The 18,262-nt window shown below is 75.7% G+C and carries 22 protein-coding genes and 2 pseudogenes; 19 read left to right on the forward strand and 5 right to left on the reverse strand.

Translation table 11 applies throughout. The features are described 5' to 3' along the window. The first annotated feature begins 13 nt into the window (after window positions 1-13). Window positions 14-1,144 carry a cystathionine gamma-lyase gene (locus E4P41_RS09400; protein WP_135140854.1) on the forward strand — a complete coding sequence of 377 codons (1,131 nt, stop codon included), beginning with the start codon at window positions 14-16 and terminating at the stop codon, window positions 1,142-1,144. Between the two features lie 70 nt (window positions 1,145-1,214). Here the strand turns inward: E4P41_RS09400 and E4P41_RS09405 are convergent, their stop codons facing one another. Next, complete coding sequence (locus E4P41_RS09405; RefSeq protein WP_135140856.1) at window positions 1,215-2,009, reverse strand: CDP-alcohol phosphatidyltransferase family protein; 795 nt, start codon at window positions 2,007-2,009, stop codon at window positions 1,215-1,217. 90 nt (window positions 2,010-2,099) lie between these two features. Between E4P41_RS09405 and E4P41_RS09410 the strand changes: the two genes are divergently transcribed. Together E4P41_RS09410 and E4P41_RS09415 are read left to right on the forward strand one after the other, a co-directional pair. Then, the gene (locus E4P41_RS09410; RefSeq protein WP_135140858.1) at window positions 2,100-3,275 is read left to right on the forward strand and encodes a D-alanine--D-alanine ligase family protein; all 1,176 of its coding nucleotides are present in this window, start codon (window positions 2,100-2,102) and stop codon (window positions 3,273-3,275) included. Further along, window positions 3,272-3,919: a hypothetical protein gene (locus E4P41_RS09415; protein WP_135140861.1), complete on the forward strand. Its 648-nt coding sequence runs from the start codon at window positions 3,272-3,274 to the stop codon at window positions 3,917-3,919. Before E4P41_RS09410 ends, E4P41_RS09415 begins: the two co-directional genes overlap by 4 nt. A gap of 179 nt (window positions 3,920-4,098) precedes the next feature. On the opposite strand, the gene E4P41_RS09420 is transcribed toward E4P41_RS09415, so the two are convergent. Together E4P41_RS09420 and E4P41_RS09425 are read right to left on the reverse strand one after the other, a co-directional pair. Further along, complete coding sequence (locus E4P41_RS09420; protein ID WP_245177218.1) at window positions 4,099-4,605, reverse strand: DUF3515 domain-containing protein; 507 nt, start codon at window positions 4,603-4,605, stop codon at window positions 4,099-4,101. Between the two features lie 134 nt (window positions 4,606-4,739). Then, window positions 4,740-4,973: an Lrp/AsnC ligand binding domain-containing protein gene (locus tag E4P41_RS09425; protein ID WP_135140864.1), complete on the reverse strand. Its 234-nt coding sequence runs from the start codon at window positions 4,971-4,973 to the stop codon at window positions 4,740-4,742. A gap of 92 nt (window positions 4,974-5,065) precedes the next feature. Between E4P41_RS09425 and E4P41_RS09430 the strand changes: the two genes are divergently transcribed. Genes E4P41_RS09430 through E4P41_RS09440 form a run of 3 tightly spaced genes read left to right on the forward strand, consistent with a single transcriptional unit; the run spans window position 5,066 to window position 7,237 of the window. Then, window positions 5,066-6,106: a thiamine-phosphate kinase gene (locus E4P41_RS09430; RefSeq protein WP_245177219.1), complete on the forward strand. Its 1,041-nt coding sequence runs from the start codon at window positions 5,066-5,068 to the stop codon at window positions 6,104-6,106. Further along, complete coding sequence (locus tag E4P41_RS09435; protein WP_135140866.1) at window positions 6,090-6,605, forward strand: GNAT family N-acetyltransferase; 516 nt, start codon at window positions 6,090-6,092, stop codon at window positions 6,603-6,605. Before E4P41_RS09430 ends, E4P41_RS09435 begins: the two co-directional genes overlap by 17 nt. After that, on the forward strand, window positions 6,602-7,237 hold the full coding sequence (locus E4P41_RS09440; protein ID WP_135140868.1) for a cytidylate kinase-like family protein: 636 nt from the start codon (window positions 6,602-6,604) through the stop codon (window positions 7,235-7,237). Before E4P41_RS09435 ends, E4P41_RS09440 begins: the two co-directional genes overlap by 4 nt. Window positions 7,238-7,555: 318 nt before the next feature. Here the strand turns inward: E4P41_RS09440 and rpmB are convergent, their stop codons facing one another. After that, entirely contained in the window at window positions 7,556-7,747 is a 192-nt protein-coding gene (rpmB, locus tag E4P41_RS09445) for a 50S ribosomal protein L28 (RefSeq protein ID WP_012950027.1), read from the reverse strand. A 163-nt stretch (window positions 7,748-7,910) separates the two neighbouring features. Here rpmB and E4P41_RS09450 point away from each other — a divergent pair, with 163 nt between their 5' ends. The 12 genes and pseudogenes from E4P41_RS09450 to E4P41_RS23130 all read left to right on the forward strand — a co-directional run. Further along, window positions 7,911-9,515 carry a DAK2 domain-containing protein gene (locus tag E4P41_RS09450; protein ID WP_135140870.1) on the forward strand — a complete coding sequence of 535 codons (1,605 nt, stop codon included), beginning with the start codon at window positions 7,911-7,913 and terminating at the stop codon, window positions 9,513-9,515. After that, complete coding sequence (gene recG, locus E4P41_RS09455) at window positions 9,515-11,695, forward strand: ATP-dependent DNA helicase RecG (RefSeq protein WP_135140872.1); 2,181 nt, start codon at window positions 9,515-9,517, stop codon at window positions 11,693-11,695. The genes E4P41_RS09450 and recG overlap by 1 nt, the downstream gene beginning before the upstream one ends. Before the next feature lie 211 nt (window positions 11,696-11,906). After that, a complete protein-coding gene (rsmD, locus tag E4P41_RS09460; RefSeq protein ID WP_135140874.1) occupies window positions 11,907-12,461 on the forward strand; it encodes a 16S rRNA (guanine(966)-N(2))-methyltransferase RsmD in 555 nt (184 codons plus the stop codon). Beyond that, on the forward strand, window positions 12,458-12,940 hold the full coding sequence (coaD, locus tag E4P41_RS09465; RefSeq protein WP_135140878.1) for a pantetheine-phosphate adenylyltransferase: 483 nt from the start codon (window positions 12,458-12,460) through the stop codon (window positions 12,938-12,940). The genes rsmD and coaD overlap by 4 nt, the downstream gene beginning before the upstream one ends. Continuing rightward, entirely contained in the window at window positions 12,937-13,626 is a 690-nt protein-coding gene (locus tag E4P41_RS09470) for a hypothetical protein (RefSeq protein ID WP_135140880.1), read from the forward strand. The genes coaD and E4P41_RS09470 overlap by 4 nt, the downstream gene beginning before the upstream one ends. 253 nt (window positions 13,627-13,879) lie before the next feature. Further along, window positions 13,880-14,527, forward strand: a complete 648-nt coding sequence (locus E4P41_RS09475) for a DUF177 domain-containing protein (RefSeq protein WP_135140882.1) — start codon at window positions 13,880-13,882, stop codon at window positions 14,525-14,527. Between the two features lie 2 nt (window positions 14,528-14,529). Next, entirely contained in the window at window positions 14,530-14,709 is a 180-nt protein-coding gene (gene rpmF / locus E4P41_RS09480) for a 50S ribosomal protein L32 (protein ID WP_135140884.1), read from the forward strand. 19 nt (window positions 14,710-14,728) lie between these two features. Next, entirely contained in the window at window positions 14,729-15,523 is a 795-nt protein-coding gene (gene rnc / locus E4P41_RS09485; protein WP_135140886.1) for a ribonuclease III, read from the forward strand. A 6-nt stretch (window positions 15,524-15,529) separates the two neighbouring features. Further along, window positions 15,530-16,411: a bifunctional DNA-formamidopyrimidine glycosylase/DNA-(apurinic or apyrimidinic site) lyase gene (gene mutM / locus E4P41_RS09490; RefSeq protein ID WP_135140888.1), complete on the forward strand. Its 882-nt coding sequence runs from the start codon at window positions 15,530-15,532 to the stop codon at window positions 16,409-16,411. Next, window positions 16,408-16,677: an acylphosphatase gene (locus E4P41_RS09495; protein ID WP_245177220.1), complete on the forward strand. Its 270-nt coding sequence runs from the start codon at window positions 16,408-16,410 to the stop codon at window positions 16,675-16,677. Before mutM ends, E4P41_RS09495 begins: the two co-directional genes overlap by 4 nt. A 149-nt stretch (window positions 16,678-16,826) precedes the next feature. Continuing rightward, window positions 16,827-17,018, forward strand: coding sequence for a hypothetical protein (locus E4P41_RS09500; protein ID WP_135140892.1), 192 nt, complete (start codon window positions 16,827-16,829; stop codon window positions 17,016-17,018). Window positions 17,019-17,137: 119 nt separating this feature from the next. Then, window positions 17,138-17,428: pseudogene (locus E4P41_RS23130) on the forward strand (AAA family ATPase); the annotation flags it as partial. Here E4P41_RS23130 and E4P41_RS23135 read toward each other — a convergent pair. After that, window positions 17,362-17,589 (reverse strand): hypothetical protein, encoded by a 228-nt coding sequence (locus E4P41_RS23135; RefSeq protein ID WP_245177221.1) that lies wholly within the window; start codon window positions 17,587-17,589, stop codon window positions 17,362-17,364. The pseudogene E4P41_RS23130 and the gene E4P41_RS23135 overlap by 67 nt on opposite strands. Window positions 17,590-17,628: 39 nt before the next feature. On the opposite strand from E4P41_RS23135, the pseudogene E4P41_RS23140 reads away from it, so the two are divergent. Next, window positions 17,629-18,262 (forward strand): annotated as a pseudogene (locus E4P41_RS23140) (chromosome segregation protein SMC); the annotation flags it as partial.

Below are 18,262 nucleotides of genomic sequence, written 5' to 3' on the forward strand. Positions count from 1 at the left end.
CCGAGCCCGAGTGATGGACACCGCCTGGGGTGACGGCACCCGGTCGGTCCGCGCAGGGGAGGAGGCCCCGTTGCCGGGCACGCCGCTGCGGCCCTCACCGGTGTTCGCCGCCCCGTACCACCTGGGCGACCGGCCGCCCCGCGAGGGCGGCGCGGACGCCTACGCGCGCACCGAGCACCCGACGCTGCGGGTCTTCGAGGCGGCGGTCGGTGAGCTGGACGGCGGCCGGTGCCTGTCCTTCGCCACCGGCATGGCTGCGATCAGCGCGGCCGTGCTGGCCGTGGCCCGGGCCGGCGACCGCGTGGTGCTGCCCTCCGACGGCTACTACACGACCCGGCTGCTGGCCCGCGAGGAGCTCGAACGGTTCGGGGTGGACGTCGAGTACGTGGCCACCCCGGAGATCGGGGCGGTGGCCGCCCGCGGCGGCCTCACGGGCGCCCGGCTGGTCCTGCTGGAGACGCCGAGCAACCCGCAGCTGGACGTCTGCGACATCGCCGCCGTCGCCCGCGCCACCCGCGCCGCCGGAGCGGTGCTCGCCGTCGACAACACCACCGCCACGCCGCTGGGGCAGCGGCCGCTGGCGCTCGGTGCCGACCTCACCCTGGGCAGCGACACCAAGGCGCTCACCGGGCACAGCGACCTCCTGCTCGGCCACGTCAGCACGGCCGACGACGAGCTGTACGCGCGGCTCAAGGCCTTTCGCGACTCCACCGGGGGTCTGCCCGGCCCGTTCGAGGCGTGGCTGGGCCATCGCTCGATGAGCACGCTGGACCTGCGGCTGGCCCGCCAGGCGGCCACCGCCGCAGCGGTCGCCGACCTGCTGGCCGCACACCCCGCGGTGACCGGCGTCCGGTGGCCGTGGCGGCCCGGCGACCCGTCCCGCGACCTCGCCAGCCGGCAGATGCTGCGCCCGGGCGGCGTGGTCTCCGCCGAGCTGGCCGACGCGGCCGCCGTCTCGCGGCTGCTGACCACCGCACGGCTCTGGACGGCGGCCACCAGCTTCGGCGGGGTGCACAGCACCGTCGATCGGCGGGCCCAGTGGGGCGGGGACGCCGTTCCGGCGGGGTTCGTGCGGCTCTCCTGCGGCATCGAGGACACCGCCGACCTGGTCGCCGACCTCACCGCCGCCCTCGACGCGGTCTGAGCAACGGCCCCCTGCCCCCGCCACTCGCACGCTCGCGGCGGGACCCTGCAGGGGGGCCGTCGGAGGCCGGTCAGCCGACGGCGGCGAGCCCCTCCGGGCGCTCGGCGCGCCGGCGGCGGGCCGCCCGGGCGGTCAGCCAGAGGCTGACCAGGAGGTAGTAGGCGAGGTAGGCCAGCGACAGCGCCACCACCGCCGGGTGCGGGTCGGGCACCTGCACCAGCAGGACGACGTAGGTTCCCAGCCAGACCGCCGTCGACGCCAGGCTGAGGCCCCGCAGGACCGGGGTGCGCGACGGGTACAGGTAGCGCACCGGCACGAACACCAGCACGGAGCAGATCACCAGCACGGCCGCGACCGCCGTCGGCCCCAGGTCGAGCACGATCGCGTAGAAGGCGACCACGTTCCAGTAGCTGGGGAAGCCCAGGAAGGTGTGGTCGTCGGTCTTCGCGTCGACCCGGCAGAACTGGTACGCCGACGCCAGCAGCGGCAGCGCGGCCACCACCCAGCCGGCCCATCCGCCGGGAAGCGCGCCGATGGTCCACAGCAGCACGACCGGCGCGAAGGCGTAGGTGAGGTAGTCGACGATGTCGTCGAGGCGGGCCCCGTCGAACCAGGGGATCGTCTCCTTGACCCGCATCCGGCGGGCCAGCATCCCGTCGGTCCCGTCGATGACGAGCGCGACCAGGCCCAGCCACAGCGCCGCCACCGCGTCGCCGTCGAACGCCGCCAGCACGATGAGCAGCCCGAGCACCGAGCCGCTGGCGGTGTAGAGGTGGACGGCGGCCCCCGCGAGGCGCAGCCGGCGCGGGAAGACCGCCGCCGCCGGGCGATCCCCACCGGGTGCGGCGGCTCCGTTCTCGCGCATCGGTGTCGAGGTTCCCACACCGCGGGCTCGCCGGCCCGTCCCCGCCCGTCGCCCGGGCTCCGCGGACCCGCTCCACTAGGCTCGGCCGCGATGAGCGGACAGGCGGGCAAGCTGCGCGTCGCGGTCGTGTTCGGCGGCCGCAGCGCCGAACACTCCATCTCCTGCATCTCCGCCGGGGCCGTCCTCGCGGCGCTGGACCCCGAGCGGTACGACGTCGTGCCGGTCGGCATCGCCCGGGACGGACGGTGGGTGCTCGCCGACCCCGGACAGCGCCTGGCCATCACCGACGGCGAGCTGCCGGAGGTGGCCGGCGGGACGGCGGTCTCCCTGGTGGGTGACCCGGAGGGCCGTGGCCTGGCCGTCCTCGAGCCGGCCGCCGGGATGGCCTCCGCGCTCACCGAGGTGGATGTCGTTTTCCCCGTGCTGCACGGCGCCTACGGCGAGGACGGCACCATCCAGGGCCTGCTGGAGATGAGCGGCATCCCGTACGTGGGCTCCGGGGTCTTCGCCAGCGCGGCGTCGATGGACAAGGAGTTCACCAAGAAGCTGCTGGTCGCCGCGGGGCTGCCGCAGGGCGACCACGTGGTGCTGCGGGACGCGTCGGGTGCGGTGTCGGCCGACCCCGACGTGCTCGACGCCGCCGGCCGCGAGCGGCTGGGGCTGCCGGTGTTCGTGAAACCGTGCCGCGCCGGCTCCAGCATCGGGATCACCAAGGTCACCGACTGGGCACAGTTCCCCGAGGCGGTGGCGACGGCGGCCGCGGTCGACCCGAAGGTGATCGTCGAGGCCGCCGTCCCGGGACGGGAGATCGAGTGCGGTGTGCTGGCCCGGCCCGGCGGCCCCCCGGAGGCCAGCCTCCCGGCCGAGATCCGGCTGCGTGCGGGCACCGACTGGTACGACTTCGCCGCCAAGTACCTCGAGGACGCGGTCGACCTCGACGTCCCGGCCGACCTCACCCCCGAGCAGACCCGGGCGGTGCAGGAGGCCGCGTGCAAGGCATACCTGGCCCTGGACTGCCGCGGCCTCGCCCGGGTCGACTTCTTCCTCGGGGTCGGCCCGGACGGCACCGAGCGGCTCGCCGTGAACGAGGTGAACACCATGCCCGGGTTCACCCCGATCTCGATGTACCCGCGGATGTGGGCCGCGACCGGCGTGGACTTCGCCGCGCTGGTGGACCGGCTCATCGGGGTGGCGCTGGCCGAGGTGGCGCTCACCGGGGCCGGGGCGGCCGAGGCCGACACGACGCTGGACGGCACGCCGGCGTGACCCCGCCGGCGGCCGTCCGGCTGGGCGGGCTGGCGCTGCTGCTGGCCCTGCTGCCCGGCTGTGCGCCCCCGGTCGACGACGAGGCGACGGCGGTCCCGGCCGCGTCGACCCCGGCCACGCCCGAGCAGCTCGAGGACCTGGTCGTCCCGGCGGTGCCCTCCGGCCTGCCGCGGGTCCCCGACGGGCATCTCGCGCCGCCGGCCGGGGAGAAGTCGGTCGAGGACGTCGCCGGCTACGCCGAGGACCCCGCCCGCGAGCGGGAGGTGCTCGCGGACTACGGCTACCGGTTCGGCTGGGAGCGCTACTGGGGGTCCGGGACGGGGCCGCTGACCAGCGTGTTCGCTCACCAGTTCGAGACCCGGGGCGGCGCGGCGGCGTTCACCGGCGACGTGGCCGCGCACGATGCCGAGGTCTACGGCGGCGTGCTGCGCGAGGATCCCCCGGACCTGCCCGAGGACTGTCGGCTGCTCGTCCTGGAGGAGGGCGCGCCTGCGGCCGGGGTGACCTCGCCCGCGGCGTTCGCCTGGTGCGCGCGCGGGGTGTTCAGCGTGGCGGTGACGGCCGTGGCCGGGTCGGTGGAGGCGGCCACCGAGGAGGTCCAGGCGGTCGTGGCCGCGCAGCTGGAGCGCCTGCCGCCGTCCTGACGAGCGCCGCGGCCCTCCCGCCGGCCCCCCTGCAGGTGGAAGGACCCCCTCCTCCCCACCGCTCGCAGGCTCGCGGCGGGCCCCTGGAGGGGGCCGAGTGGCGGGGGGCAGGGGGCCCTCTGACGAAGGGTGGGGAGGACGGGGTCCTTCCCCGGTGAGGGGACAGTCCTGCTGCTTGTTCAGCCGTCAACCTGGATCGGTTGTCTCGGAAGGGTCTCGTTGATGACCGGGCCGAGCGCGGTCACCGGCGCGCTGTCGGTGTCGGCGGAGACGGTCACCTGCACGTACACCGGCCGGTCGACGGCCGTCCAGACGACGGTGTCCGGGTCGCTGGTGTCCACCAGCCAGTTCACGCCGTTGATCTGGATCAGCGGGGACGTCGGCTCCAGCGCGGCCGGTCGCTCGACGCCGCACACCAGCACGACCGGCGGCTCGCCCCAGGCGTAGACGTAGGGGCTGTCGGAGTCGACCCGGCGCGACTGCCCGCCGGCCAGCTCCAGCGGCAGCTGGCCCATGAGCGACTCGCAGGGCGCCTCGGCTTCCGGGGGGACCGGTGGGGCCTCCACCGGCAGCGGCGGCAGGTCGGCACGGCCGGGTGCCGGGGTGCCCTCGACGTCGGCGACGGGGGACTCGCCCTGCCCGGCGTCCCCCTCTCCGCCGAGGACCCGGCTGAGCACGACGAGCACGACGACCAGGGGCAGGACGACGGCCGTGACGAGCAGCGCGATGCGCCGCAGCGGGTCGTCCGGCCGGGACGGCCGCGGTGCCGGCTGCTCCCCGGGCTGCGGTTCGGGAGGAGGCGGGTTCTCGATCAGGGCGCTCAGATGTTGACGACGGGGCAGGTCAGCGTGCGGGTGATGCCGTCGACCGACTGCACCCGGGCGACGACCAGCCGGCCGAGCTCGTCGACGGTCTCGGCCTCCGCGCGCACGATCACGTCGTAGGGGCCCGTGACGTCCTCCGCCTTGGTCACACCCGAGATCTGGCTGATCGTCGACGCGACCTGGGCGGCCTTGCCGACTTCGGTCTGGATGAGGATGTAGGCGTGGACCACGGGAGACCTTTCCTCGGGCGGCGCTGCCGGTGCGGCGTCCGCGCCGGTGGGCGGACAGTTGCGCAACCTACCCCAGCACTCCGGAGGGACCGGTGACTCGTCCCCGCCCGCTCGTCCCGCGCGGAGACCCCGCCGACAGCGTGCGCGTGGTCGGCGAGTTCGGTGTGATCGCCCGCGTGCTGGCGCGGTCCGGTGCGGCGCGGGTCGCCGAGGTCGGCCCCGGTGACGACGCCGCCGTGCTGCGGACGCCGGACGGCCGGGTGGTCGCCACCACCGACGTGCTCGTCGAGGGCCGGCACTTCCGGCGCGACTGGTCGTCGGCCGAGGACATCGGGCACAAGGCGGCCGCGGCCAACCTCGCCGACGTCGCCGCGATGGGCGCGACGGCCACCGCGCTGCTGGTCGGGCTGGCCTGTCCGCCCGACACCTCGACGACCTGGTTGGAGGGCGTGGCTGCCGGGCTGGCGGCGGAGTGCGCACCGCTGGGAGCGGCCGTCGTCGGTGGGGACACCGTCTCCGCGGCACCGGACAGCGGCGCCGTCGTCCTGTCGGTGACCGCGCTGGGCGACCTCGGCGGGCGGGCTCCGGTGCTTCGGTCGGGCGCCCGGCCGGGGGACGTGCTGGCCCTGGCCGGCCGGCTCGGCTGGTCGGCCTGCGGCCTGGCCGTGCTCCGGCGTGGATTCACCAGTCCGGCCGCGGCGGTGGCCGCGCACCGCCGTCCGGCGCCGCCGTACGCGGCCGGTCCGGCCGCGGCAGAGGCGGGCGCGACGGCGATGTGCGACGTCAGTGACGGTCTGCTGGCCGACGCCGGACACCTGGCGCAGGACAGCGGCGTGCTGATCGACGTCGACCGGGCCGCACTGGTCCGGGCCACCCTCGAGCTGCCCGGGCCGCTGCAGCAGGTGGCGACCGCCCTCGGCGGGGACCCGATCGCCTGGGTGCTCGCCGGAGGGGAGGACCACGCCCTGCTGGCCACCTTCCCCGCCGGCGCCGACCTACCGGAGGGCTGGCGGACGATCGGCACGGTGCGCGAGGCGCCCGACGGCCCAGGGGTGCGGGTCGGCGGCGAGCCGGCGGAGGCGGTTGCGGCGGCCGTCGGTGCGGAGGGGACCGGCCATGCGCACTTCCGCTGAGGTCCGGCTGGCCGACGGTCGCTTGGTCGTGCTGCGGGCGGTGCCCTACGACGACCCGGTCGCCCGGGAGCTGGTGGACCGGGTGCAGCAGGAGTACGTGACCCGCTACGGCGGTCCGGACGGGGCGGTCGTCGACCCGGCCGAGTTCGTCCCGCCCGTGGGGCTGTTCCTGGTCGCCGAGGTGGACGGCGTCCCCGCGGGCTGTGGCGCCTGGCGGGTGCACGAGCCGGGGGTGGCCGAGGTCAAGCGGGTCTACGTGGAGCCGGCGTTCCGGCGGCAGGGGCTGGCGCAGCTGCTCATGGCCGCGCTCGAGAACAGCGCGGCCGCGGCCGGTCACGGTGCGGTGGTGCTGAACTCCGGGCACCGGCAGCCCGAGGCGCTGGCGCTGTACGCCGCCCTCGGCTACGCCCGGGTGCCCGGGTACGGCCTGTACGCCGACGCGCCCGGCGCGGTCTTCCTCGGCAAACGGTTGCCCGGGGCCGGGGAGGAGGAGTGGTGACGGGCAGGGGTGTGGTGACGATCTCGGCCTCCTACGGTGCCGGCGGCGCCGAGGTGGGGCCTGCCGTCGCGGTGCGGCTGGGCCTGGTCTTCCACAACCGCGTGATCCCGGCCCAGGTGGCCGGTCGGCTCGGCGTCCCGCTGGCCGAGGCCGAGGCGAACGACGAGACCGTCGCCCGTGGGTTGTGGCGCGTCGTCGCCTCGCTCGGCGCCATGCCCGACCCCATGGGCGGCGTGGTCCCGGTGACCGAGCAGCTCGACGAGCGGACCTTCCGGCAGCAGACCGAGCGGGTGGTCCGCGAGATCGCCGACGGGCCGGGCGGGGTCGTGCTGGGCCGGGCTGCGGCGCTCGTCGTCGGCGACCGCCCCGATGCGCTGCACGTCCGCCTGGACGGCCCCGCGGAACGGCGGCTCGAAGCGGCGGTCGGGCGCATCGGCCGCCCGCGCGAGGAGGTGCGGCGGGAGCTGCGGGCCAACGACGCCGCCCGTGAGGGATACGTGCGGCGGGCCTACCGCGTCGACCCCGTCGCGGCGCACAACTACCACCTCGTCATCGACAGCACCGCGCTGCCGCTGCAGACGGTGGTCGACCTCGTCGTCACCGCCGCGCGCGCACGAGGGATCGGGGACTGAATCCGCCGCGCGCGCACGAGGGATCGGGGACTGAATCCGCCGCGCGCGCACGAGGGATCGGGGACTGAATCCCTTCCCGGAACTCCGGGGGCGGCACGCTCTTGCGGTTGTTCACTCGCTCTTGCGGTGCGGCAGGGCCGCAAGAGCGGCTGGAGAACCGCAAGAGTGCTCTCTAGCGAGGCCGGTCGCCGACCGCGCACAAAGAGAACCCCGGAGGTCACGGACCTCCGGGGTCTGGGCTCGGCACGGCCGGGCGGGGCGGCCCCCCTGCAGGGTCCCGGCGCGAGCTGGCGAGTGACGGGGGGCAGGGGGCCTCTTTCAGGCGCGGACGACCTTGCCCGCGCGGATGCACGAGGTGCAGGCGTTGATGCGGCGGCGGTTGCCCGGGGCGACGAGCGCCCGCACGGACTGGATGTTCGGGTTCCAACGGCGCGGCGTGCGACGGTGCGAGTGCGACACCGACATACCGAAACCGGGCCCCTTGCCACAGACATCGCACACGGCAGCCACGGTGGATCACTCCCAGGAGAATCGTTCACGGACGGCGGCACGCCGACGCGCCCGCACACAGACCGTCGAGCAGTCTAGCCACTTCGCGGCGTCCTCGTCGCGGAGGTCGGTGGACGCCGGTCGCGCGCCCGGCGGTGTCGGCGTCCCTGGGTACCCTCCGGCCGTGCTGCCGGCGCTGGACGACGCCGCGGTCGGCCAGTGGTGCCGGGCCGCGGTGGCAGCCCTGTCCGCGGCCCGCGGCCGGATCGACGACCTCAACGTCTTCCCGGTGCCCGACGGGGACACCGGCACGAACCTGCTGGCCACCGCCGAGGCCGCCCTGGCCGCGCTCGAGGAGGCCGGCCCGGGCCGCATCGAGCCCGCGTGGGCGGTGGCCGCCCGCGGGGCCGTCCTGGGCGCCCGCGGCAACTCCGGCACCATCCTCGCCCAGCTCCTGCGGGGGCTGGCCGACCAGCTCGCCCACCAGCCCCCGGCCGACGGGCCCGCGCTCGCCGCCGCACTGCAGAAGGCGGCCGACGCCGCCTACGCCGCGGTCGCCGACCCCGAGGAGGGCACCTTCCTCACCGTGGCCCGCGCAGGCGGGGAGGCGGCGGTCATCGCGGTCACCGGCGAGCAGACCTCGCTCGCCGAGGTCGTGCGGGCGGCGGCCGACGGCGCACGGGCCGCCCTCGAGGCGACGCCGGGGCAGCTGGCCGCGCTGCGCGACGCCGGGGTGGTCGACGCCGGGGGAGCCGGGCTGTGCCTGGTCCTCGACGCGCTCGTCACCACGGTGACCGGGGTCGAGCCGGCCCGCCCGCCGCTGGTCCGGGGTTCCGGGCGCGCCCACGACCACGGCGACGTGCCGCACCAGCCGCCCGCCGGCCCGGGCAGCGAGGTGCAGTACCTGCTCGCCGACAGCGACGAGACGGCCGTGGCGCGGCTGCAGGACCGGCTGGCCGCCCTCGGCGACAGCCTGGTCGTCGTCGGTGTGGACACGGCGGCCGGCCGCGAGTGGAACGTGCACGTCCACGTCGCCGACGTCGGCGCGGCGATCGAGGCCGGCATCGAGGCCGGCCGCCCGTACCGGATCTCGGTGACCCCCTTGGCCCCGGTCCGGCCGTCGGCGCCGGTTCCCGACGCCCGGGCGGTCGTGGCGATCGTCCCCGGCGGTGGGCTCGCCGAGCTGTTCGCCGCCGAGGGCGCCGCCGTCGTCCCCTGCGGGCCGGACGGCGTCACGGAGGACGACGTGCTCGCCGCGGTCCTGGGGTCGGCCGCGGCCGGCGTCGTCGTCCTGCCCAACGACCCGTCCCTCACCGCGCTGGCCTCCCACGCCGCCGAGCGCGCCCGGGAGGAGGGGCGCGACGTGGCCGTGGTGCCCACCCGCTCGCCGGTGCAGGGCCTGGCCGCGCTCGCCGTCGCCGACCCCGCCCGGCGGTTCGGCGACGACGTCATCACCATGGCCGAGGCGGCCGCGGCGACCCGCTGGGCCGAGGTCACCGTCGCCGAGCACGAGGCGCTGACCAGTGCCGGCCTCTGCCGGCCCGGCGACGTGCTCGGTTCCGCGGAGGGGGACGTCGTCCTCATCGGCGCCGAGCCCGCCGCGGTCGCCTGCGAGCTGCTCGACCGCATGCTCTCCGCCGGCGGTGAGCTTGTCACGCTCGTCGGCGGCCCGGACGCCGACCTCGGCGACGCCGTCTGCGCGCACCTCGCCGGGAGGCATCCGACGGTCGAGGTGACTCGCTACGACGGCGCGCCCGAGGGGGTCCGGCTGCAGGTGGGGGTGGAGTGATGGCCGTGGAGATGACGACCCGGCTGGACCGGGTGCTCGGTGCCAAGACCGCCAAGGCGATGGCCGAGTCGCTGGAGCTCCACACGGTGCGCGACCTGCTGCGCCACTACCCGCGCCGCTACGCCCGCCGCGGCGAGATGACCCGCCTCGACGACCTCCAGGTCGGCGACCGGGTCACCGTGCTGGCCCAGGTGCGCTCGGTAGACAGCCGCCCGATGAAGCAGCGGCGCGGCACCCTCACCGAGGTCACCGTCGGCGACGGCGGCGGCACGATGAAGCTGGTCTTCTTCAACCACCGGCACGCCCGCCTCGTGCCCGGCGCGTGGGGGTTGTTCGCCGGCACGGTCAGCGAGTACCGCAGCCGGCTGCAGTTCGCCCACCCCGACTGCCACCTCATGACCGGGGACGACGACGAGGACTGGGCCCGCGCGCTCATCCCGATCTACCCGGCGAGCAAGGACGTCTCCAGCTGGGTGATCCAGCGCTCGGTCAGGCTGCTGCTCGACGCCTCCGGCGGCTTCGGCTTCGTCGAGGACCCGCTGCCCGAGGAGCTGCGTGCCCGGCACGGCCTGTCCAGCCTTCCCGCGGCGCTCCTCGACGTCCACCGGCCCATCTCGCGAGACGACGTCGAGCAGGCGGAGCACCGGCTCAAGTGGGACGAGGCGCTCACCCTCCAGCTGACCCTCGCCGCCCGCCGCCGCGCCGCGGCGCTGGAGCCCGGAGTGGCCCGGCCGCGGCGCCCCGGCGGCCTGCTCGACGCCGTCGACGCCGCACTGCCGTTCGCGCTCACCGAGGGCCAGCGCGAGGTGGGGGAGGAGCTCGCTGCCGAGCTGGCCCGTGAGCAACCGATGCACCGGCTGCTGCAGGGCGAGGTCGGTGCCGGCAAGACCGTCGTGGCGCTGCGCGCGATGGCGCAGGTCGTCGACGCCGGCGGCCAGGCCGCGCTGCTGGCGCCCACCGAGGTGCTCGCCGCCCAGCACGCGCGCAGCATCGGCGCGATGCTGGGCCCACTGGGGCGGGCCGGCGAGCTGGACGGCGACCCGGCCGGCACCCGCGTGGTGCTGCTCACCGGCTCGCAGAAGGCCGCCGTCCGCCGGGCGGGCCGCGCCGCGGTGGCCGACGGCAGCGCCGGCATCGTCGTCGGCACCCACGCGCTGCTGCAGGAGGGCGTGGACTTCGCCGACCTCGGCCTGGTCGTCGTCGACGAGCAGCACCGCTTCGGCGTGGAGCAGCGCGACGCCCTGCGGGCCAAGGGCAGCCGGCCGCCGCACGTGCTGGTGATGACCGCGACCCCCATCCCGCGGACGGTGGCGATGACCGTCTACGGCGACCTGGAGACCTCGACGCTGCGCCAGCTGCCCGGCGGGCGCGGCGGCGTGGCGAGCTCCGTGGTCCCCGTCCGCGAGAAGCCGGCCTGGCTGGACCGCGCCTGGGCACGGCTGCGCGAGGAGGTCGCGGCCGGGCGGCAGGCCTACGTCGTCTGCCCGCGCATCGGGGAGGACGCCGGCAGCGAGGAGGAGCCCGACGACGCCGACGGCGCCCCCGCCGAGGAGACCTCCGGCCGTCGTCCGCCGCTGGCCGTCCTCGACGTCGCCGAGGAGTTGCGCGCAGGGCCGCTGGCCGGGCTGCACGTGGAGGTGCTGCACGGCCGGCTGACCCCGGAGGACAAGGAGGCGCGGATGCGGGCCTTCGCGGCGGGTGAGGTCGACGTGCTGGTCGCCACCACCGTCGTCGAGGTCGGCGTAGACGTGCCCAACGCCACCGTGATGGTGGTCATGGACGCCGACCGCTTCGGCGTCAGCCAGCTGCACCAGCTGCGCGGCCGGGTGGCCCGCGGGGAGCACCAGGGGCTGTGCCTGCTGGTGAGCGAAGCGGCTACCTCCTCGGCCACCGGGCAGCGGCTGGCCGCGGTCGCGAGCACCTCCGACGGCTTCGCGCTGGCCCGCCTGGACCTCGAGACCCGCCGTGAGGGCGACGTCCTCGGGGCGGCGCAGTCCGGCCGCCGCTCGGGCATCAAGCTGCTGTCGCTGCTGGAGGACGAGCAGCTCATCGCCGAGGCCCGCGCCGAAGCCACCGCGCTGCTGGCCACCGACCGCGGCCTGGCCGACTTCCCGGGCCTGGCGATGGAGGTGGCGGCCCTCGCCACCGACGAGAGGGCCACGTACCTGGAGAAGGCATGAGAAAGGACCCCTCGAAGGACCCCTCGCCCCCCGAGAAGGACCCTCCTGCCCCCCACCGCTCGCACGCTGGCCTCGCCCGGAGGCTCAACCCGAGCTCGCGAGGGCTGAGAGGGGCGAGGTCCTTCTACCTGCAGGAGGACCGTCCGACGTTCGCGGCGGGCCCGTGCGAGGGGCCGCCTCGCAGGCTCGGGGCGAGCCTCGGGACGGGGCCGTGACCAGACTCATCTCCGGCGTCGCCGGAGGGCGGCGGCTGAAGGTGCCCCCCTCGGGCGTGCGCCCCACCGGCGACCGCGCCCGGGAGGGGCTGTTCAACAGCCTCTCCACGCTGCTGGACCTCGAGGGCGCCACCGTCCTGGACCTCTACGCCGGGTCGGGCGCGCTGGGGCTGGAGGCGCTCAGCCGCGGCGCGGCGCAGGTCCTGTTCGTCGAGAACGGGTCGCGGGTGCTGCCGGTCCTGCGGGCCAACGTCGAGACGGTGGGCCTGCCCGGCGGGCGGGTGGTGGCCGGCTCGGTCCCCACCGTCGTCGCCGGCCCGTCGCCGGCCCGCTTCGACCTCGTCCTCGCCGACCCGCCCTATGCCACGCCCGTGGCCGAGGTCCTCGGCGTGCTCGAGGCCCTGGTCGCCGGGGAGTGGCTGGCGCAGGACGCCCTCGTCGTCCTCGAGCGCTCGAGCCGCGAGGCGCCCTTCGAATGGCCGACACCCCTGCGCGGACTGCGCGAGCGCCGTTACGGGGAGGCCGTGCTCCGGTACGGTCGCTGTCCGTGAGGCGAGCGGTCTGCCCCGGGTCGTTCGACCCCGTGACGAACGGTCACGTCGACGTCATCACGCGGGCCGCGGCCCTCTACGACGAGCTGGTCGTGGCCGTCCTGGTCAACCCGGGGAAGGCCGGCCTGTTCACCGTCGAGGAGCGCATGGCGCTGCTCCGCGAGTCGGTCGCCGACGTGCCTAACGTGACCATCGACAGCTTCCAGGGCCTGCTGGTCGACTATTGCCGCAGCCACGGCATCCCGGTGGTGGTCAAGGGCCTGCGGGCGGTCAGCGACTTCGAGTACGAGTTGCAGATGGCGCAGATGAACCGCGAGCTCGCCGGGGTCGAGACGCTCTTCGTGCCCACCGCCCCGCAGGTCGGGCACCTCTCCTCCAGCCTGGTCAAGCAGATCGCCACCTTCGGTGGGGACGTCTCCGGGCTGGTCCCCGAGGCCGTGCACGAGCGGCTGGCGGCGCACCGGGAGCGCGACGCATGACGGAGGTCGTCTACCGGCTCTACGAGACCGTCGACGAGCTGAGCAGCGTCATCGAGAACGCGCGCAGCGTGCCGATGTCCGGCGGCTCCTGCATGGTGCCCCGCGACATCCTGCTCGACCTGCTCGACGACCTCCGGGAGAACCTCCCCGAGGAGGTGCACAAGGCCGGCGCGATCGTCGAGCAGCGCACCGAGATCCTCCAGCAGGCGCAGGCCGAGGCCGAGCGGATGACCGGCCGCACCCGCAGCGAGAGCGAGCAGGTGGTCGGCGCGGCCCGGCGGCAGCGGGAGGAGATCCTCGGCACGGCCCGCCGGCAGCGCGACGACCTGCTGGCCCGCGCCCAGGCCGAGGCCGAGGACCTGCTCGCCCAGGCCGAGGAGGAGGCCGGGCAGATCGTCGAGGAGGCCCGCCGGCACCACGACGCGCTGCTCGCCGAGGCGCACGCCCAGCAGGCCGAGCTGCTGGTGGCCGCCCACGCCGAGCACGAGCGGCTGGTCAGCGAGACCGAGGTCTACCGCGGGGCGGTGGGCCGGGCCGACGAGCTCGGCGCGCAGACGGTGGCGGACGTCGCCCGGATGCGGGCGGAGGTCGACGAGTACGTCGACACCCGGCTGGCCGACTTCGGCAGCACGCTCGAGCGGATGTTGCGCTCGGTCGAGAAGGCGCGGGCCAGCCTCCGCGAGTAGAAGGACCCCGTCCTCCTCACCGCTCGCACGTTCGCGGCGAGCCTCTGGACGGGGCCGCCGTTCCAGACCGTCACCAGGCTCGTGGCGGAACCTGCAGGAGGGCCGCCGGGACGGGCCGGCGGGACCCGGAAGGGGGGCGGCTCCGGGCCGGACGCGCCGATCCGCCCATCGGGTAGTCTGGGCGCCTGGTCCGACCGCTGGAGGTCCCCGCACCCCGGCCGGCCATCCCCCGTTGCCTACCGCGAGTACCGACATGCCTGCCGCCCCGCCGTCCCGCCCAGGCGCCGCGTCCTCGGACGCCCGGCGTCCCGCCGCCAACCCCTGGTTCGTGGACCTGCGGGAGCTCGGCCGCCGTGCCGGCTCGCTGCAGGAGCTGGAGCGCACGCTGCCGGCGCCCGGCGACTGGCGCGTCGAGCTCATCGGCGTGCCCCAGGGCACCGAGGTCCGGCTGCGGCTGCGGCTGGAGTCGGTGATGGAGGGTGTGCTGGTCTCCGGTGAGGTCGTCGTCCCCGTCGTCGGCTCGTGCGCCCGCTGCCTGGAGCCGGTCGAGGACACCCTCGAGCTCGACGTCCAGGAGCTGTTCGCCTACGCGGGCAGCACGACCGAGGCCACCAGCGAGGAGGACGAGGTCCGCCGGGTCGAGGGGGACCACATCGACCTCGAACCGATGGTCCGCGACCTCGTCGTCCTCAGCCTTCCGCTGGCACCGACCTGCACCGAGGACTGCGCCGGGCTGTGCGTCGACTGCGGGCAGCGGCTCGACGACCTGCCCGCCGACCACACGCACGAGCGGCTCGACCCGCGCTGGGCCGGGCTGGCGGGGCGCTTCGGTGCCTCGCAGACCGACCGTTTCGCCTCCGCACCGGGCAGCCCCGGTGCGGACAACCCGGAGGAGAACTGACCGTGGCCGTTCCGAAGCGGAAGATGTCCCGCGCCAACACCCGTGCCCGGCGCTCGCAGTGGAAGGCCTCCGCGCCCACCCTGTCGCCGTGCCCGAACCGGGCCTGCGGCCAGCTCAAGCCGCCGCACCAGGCCTGCGCGAACTGCGGTCAGTACGCGGGCCGTCAGGTCCTGTCGGTCTGACCCGGCAGGTCGACCAGCCGTGGGGACGACGGCCGCCGGCACCCAGCCCACCCCGGGCGGGACCTCCGGCCGTTCCCCGGCCGGGAAGGCGCACGCCGACCGCGCGGCCACCTGGCTCCTCGACGCCCTCGGCGCCGAGCTGCCCGGCGGCCTGCTGGCGTTGGCGCTGACGCACCGGTCCTACGCCTACGAGCACGGGGGGCTGCCCACCAACGAGCGCCTGGAGTTCCTGGGCGACTCGGTGCTCGGGCTGGTCGTCACCGACGAGCTCTACCGGCGCCATCCCGAGCTGCCCGAGGGCCGGCTGGCCAAGCTGCGCGCCTCGGTCGTCAACATGACCTCGCTGGCCGGCGTGGCCCGCCGGCTCGGGGACGGCGGCCTGGGCGCGCACCTGCTGCTCGGCCGCGGCGAGGAGACCACCGGCGGCCGGGAGAAGGACTCGATCCTCGCCGACGCGCTCGAGGCGCTCATCGGCGCGGTCCACGTCGGGCTCGGCCTGGACACCGCCGCGGCGATCGTGCACCGGCTGTTCGACCCGCTGCTCGACCAGGCTGCCACCCGCGGCGCCAGCCTGGACTGGAAGACCAGCCTCCAGGAGCTCGGCGCCGCCCTCGGCCTGGGTGCGCCCGTCTACCGTGTCGAGGACGACGGCCCCGACCACGCCAAGACCTTCACCGCGGCCGTCGTCCTCGCCGACACCGTCCAGGGCCGCGGCGTCGGACGGACGAAGAAGGCCGCCGAGCAGGAGGCGGCCGAGGCCGCGTGGCGGGTCCTGTCCGCGGCCGCCGCCGAGTCCACGACCGCCGGGAACTGAGCGGCGGTGCCCGAGTTGCCCGAGGTCGAGGTGGTCCGGCGCGGCCTGGAGCGCTGGGTCGCCGGGCGGACCGTCGCCGCCGTCGAGGTGCGCCACCCGCGTGCCGTCCGCCGTCACCTCGAGGGCACCGACCACTTCCTCGCCGCGCTCACCGGGCGCACCCTCACCGGCGCCCACCGACGAGGCAAGTACCTCTGGCTCCCGCTCGCCGAGCCGGACGGCACGCCCGCAGGGCAAGCGCTCGTCGCGCACCTGGGGATGAGCGGACAGCTGCTGGTCGAGAAGCCCGCGCAGCCCGACGAGACCCACCTGCGGGCCCGGTTCACGTTCACCGACGGTGGCCGCGAGCTGCGGTTCGTCGACCAACGGACGTTCGGCGGCCTGGCCGTCGAGGAGACCGGTCCCCAGCCGGACGCGTTGCCGTCGCGGCTGGCGCACGTCGCCATCGACCCGCTCGACGACACGTTCGACGCCGACGGCTTCAGCACCGCGCTGCGCCGGCGGCGCACCGAGGTCAAGCGGGCGCTGCTGGACCAGACGCTGATCGGCGGGGTGGGCAACATCTACGCCGACGAGGCGCTGTGGAGGGCCCGGCTGCACGGCGCCCGCCCGACCGACCGGCTCACCCGGGCGCAGGTCACCGACCTGCTCGACGGCGTCCGCGACGTGATGCACGAGGCGCTGGCGCAGGGCGGGACCTCCTTCGACTCCCTGTACGTCGACGTCAACGGGCAGAGCGGCTACTTCTCCCGGTTCCTGGCCGTCTACGGGCAGGCCGACCGGCCGTGCCCGCGGTGCGGGACCCCGATCGTCCGGGAGTCGTTCATGAACCGGTCGAGCTACAGCTGCCCGCATTGCCAGCCCCGCCCGAGAGCCCGCCGCCCGTGACCCGTCGCGTCGTCGCCCTCGTCTCCGGCACCGTCCAGGGCGTCGGCTATCGCTGGTTCGTGCGCGGACGGGCGGAGGCGGCGGACCTGGCCGGGTCGGCCACGAACCTGCCCGACGGGCGGGTCGAGGTCGTCCTCGAGGGACCCGGCGCCGCGGTCGCCGGCGTCCTGGCCGACCTCGACGGCCCGCGGGCACCCGGGGCCGTGACACGGGTCGACGTCCGCGACGAAGCGGCTCGCGGCGCCGCCGGATTCACGACGGCGTGACGAACGCGACACACGCCCGACACGGTCCCTGTACAGTCCCGCCGTTGACCTGCGTGTCCGGGCCTGTCACCCTGGGAGCACACGGACCGCGCCGACCGACGTACGGGGCGCAGGTCATCCCCTCACGTAGTCGAAAGGCCGTTGTCGCCATGGCCAAGGCCCTGTTCGGTCACGTCGTCGCCCCCGCAGCTCTTCGAGTAGCCGAGGAGAACGCCGTCCTGCGGGCCAGGGTGCGCCGGCTGGAGCAGGAACTCGAGGAGCTGCGCGCCCAGCGCGACGCCGCCATCGCCCACGAGCTGCTCAGCCTCGCCGGCGACAACGCCGAGCCCGCCCTCGCCTAACCCGGCCCCGCCTAGAGGCTCGTGCCGAGCCTGCGAGGCATGAGGAAGGCGGGGTCCTTCAACTGTTTCTCTCGAGCCTGACGCTGAAGGGCTTCAAGTCCTTCGCGTCCGCGACGACCCTGCGCCTCGAGCCGGGGATCACCGCCGTCGTCGGCCCCAACGGCTCCGGGAAGTCCAACGTCGTCGACGCCATCGCCTGGGTCCTGGGCGAGCAGGGCGCGAAGAGCCTGCGCGGCGGCAAGATGGAGGACGTGATCTTCGCCGGCACCGCCGGCCGCCCCGCTCTCGGCCGGGCCGAGGTCACCCTCACCATCGACAACGCCGACGGCGCGCTGCCGATCGACTACACCGAGGTCTCGATCACCCGGCGCATGTACCGCTCCGGGGAGAGCGAGTACGAGATCAACGGCGACAAGGTCCGGCTGCTCGACGTCCAGGAGCTGCTCAGCGACTCCGGCATCGGCCGGGAGATGCACGCGTCGTCGGCCAGGGCCAGCTCGACGCCGTCCTCTCCGGCCGTCCCGAGGACCGCCGCGCCTTCATCGAGGAGGCCGCCGGCGTCCTCAAGCACCGCAAGCGCAAGGAGAAGGCGCTCCGCAAGCTCGACGCGATGCAGGCCAACCTCGACCGGCTCGCCGACCTCACCGCCGAGCTGCGCCGCCAGCTCAAGCCCCTGGGACGGCAGGCCGAGGTGGCCCGCCGCGCCGCCGGCGTGCAGGCCGACCTCCGCGACGCCCGGCTGCGGCTGCTCGCCGACGACCTGGTGCAGCTGCGCGACGCCCTGGACGAGGACGTCGCCGACGAGACCGCCGCCCGGCAGCGGCGTACCGCCGTCGAGGCCGACCTGGCGCGGACGTCGCAGCGCGAGGCGGCGCTGGAGACCCAGCTGGCCGCCGACGCCCCGCTGCTGGCCGCCGCGCAGGACACCTGGTACCGGCTCTCCGCCCTCGGCGAGCGTTTCCGCGGCATCGCCCAGCTGGCCGCCGAGCGCTCCCGCCACCTCTCCGCGTCACCGCCCGCGACCGCCGTCGGCCGGGACCCCGACCAGCTGGAGGCCGAGGCCGAGCGGGTCGCCGCCACCGAGACGCAGCTCGCCGCCGGGCTGGACGCCGAACGGGGTCGGCTGGCCGCCGCCGTCGCCACCCGCGGCGAGCTGGAGACCGCACTCGCCGAGGCCGAGCGCGCCTGGGTCGCTGCCGCCCGGGCCCTCGCCGATCGCCGGGAGGGGCTGGCCCGGCTCTCCG

This window comes from Geodermatophilus sp. DF01-2, assembly GCF_004571065.1.
Classification (GTDB): domain Bacteria; phylum Actinomycetota; class Actinomycetes; order Mycobacteriales; family Geodermatophilaceae; genus Geodermatophilus.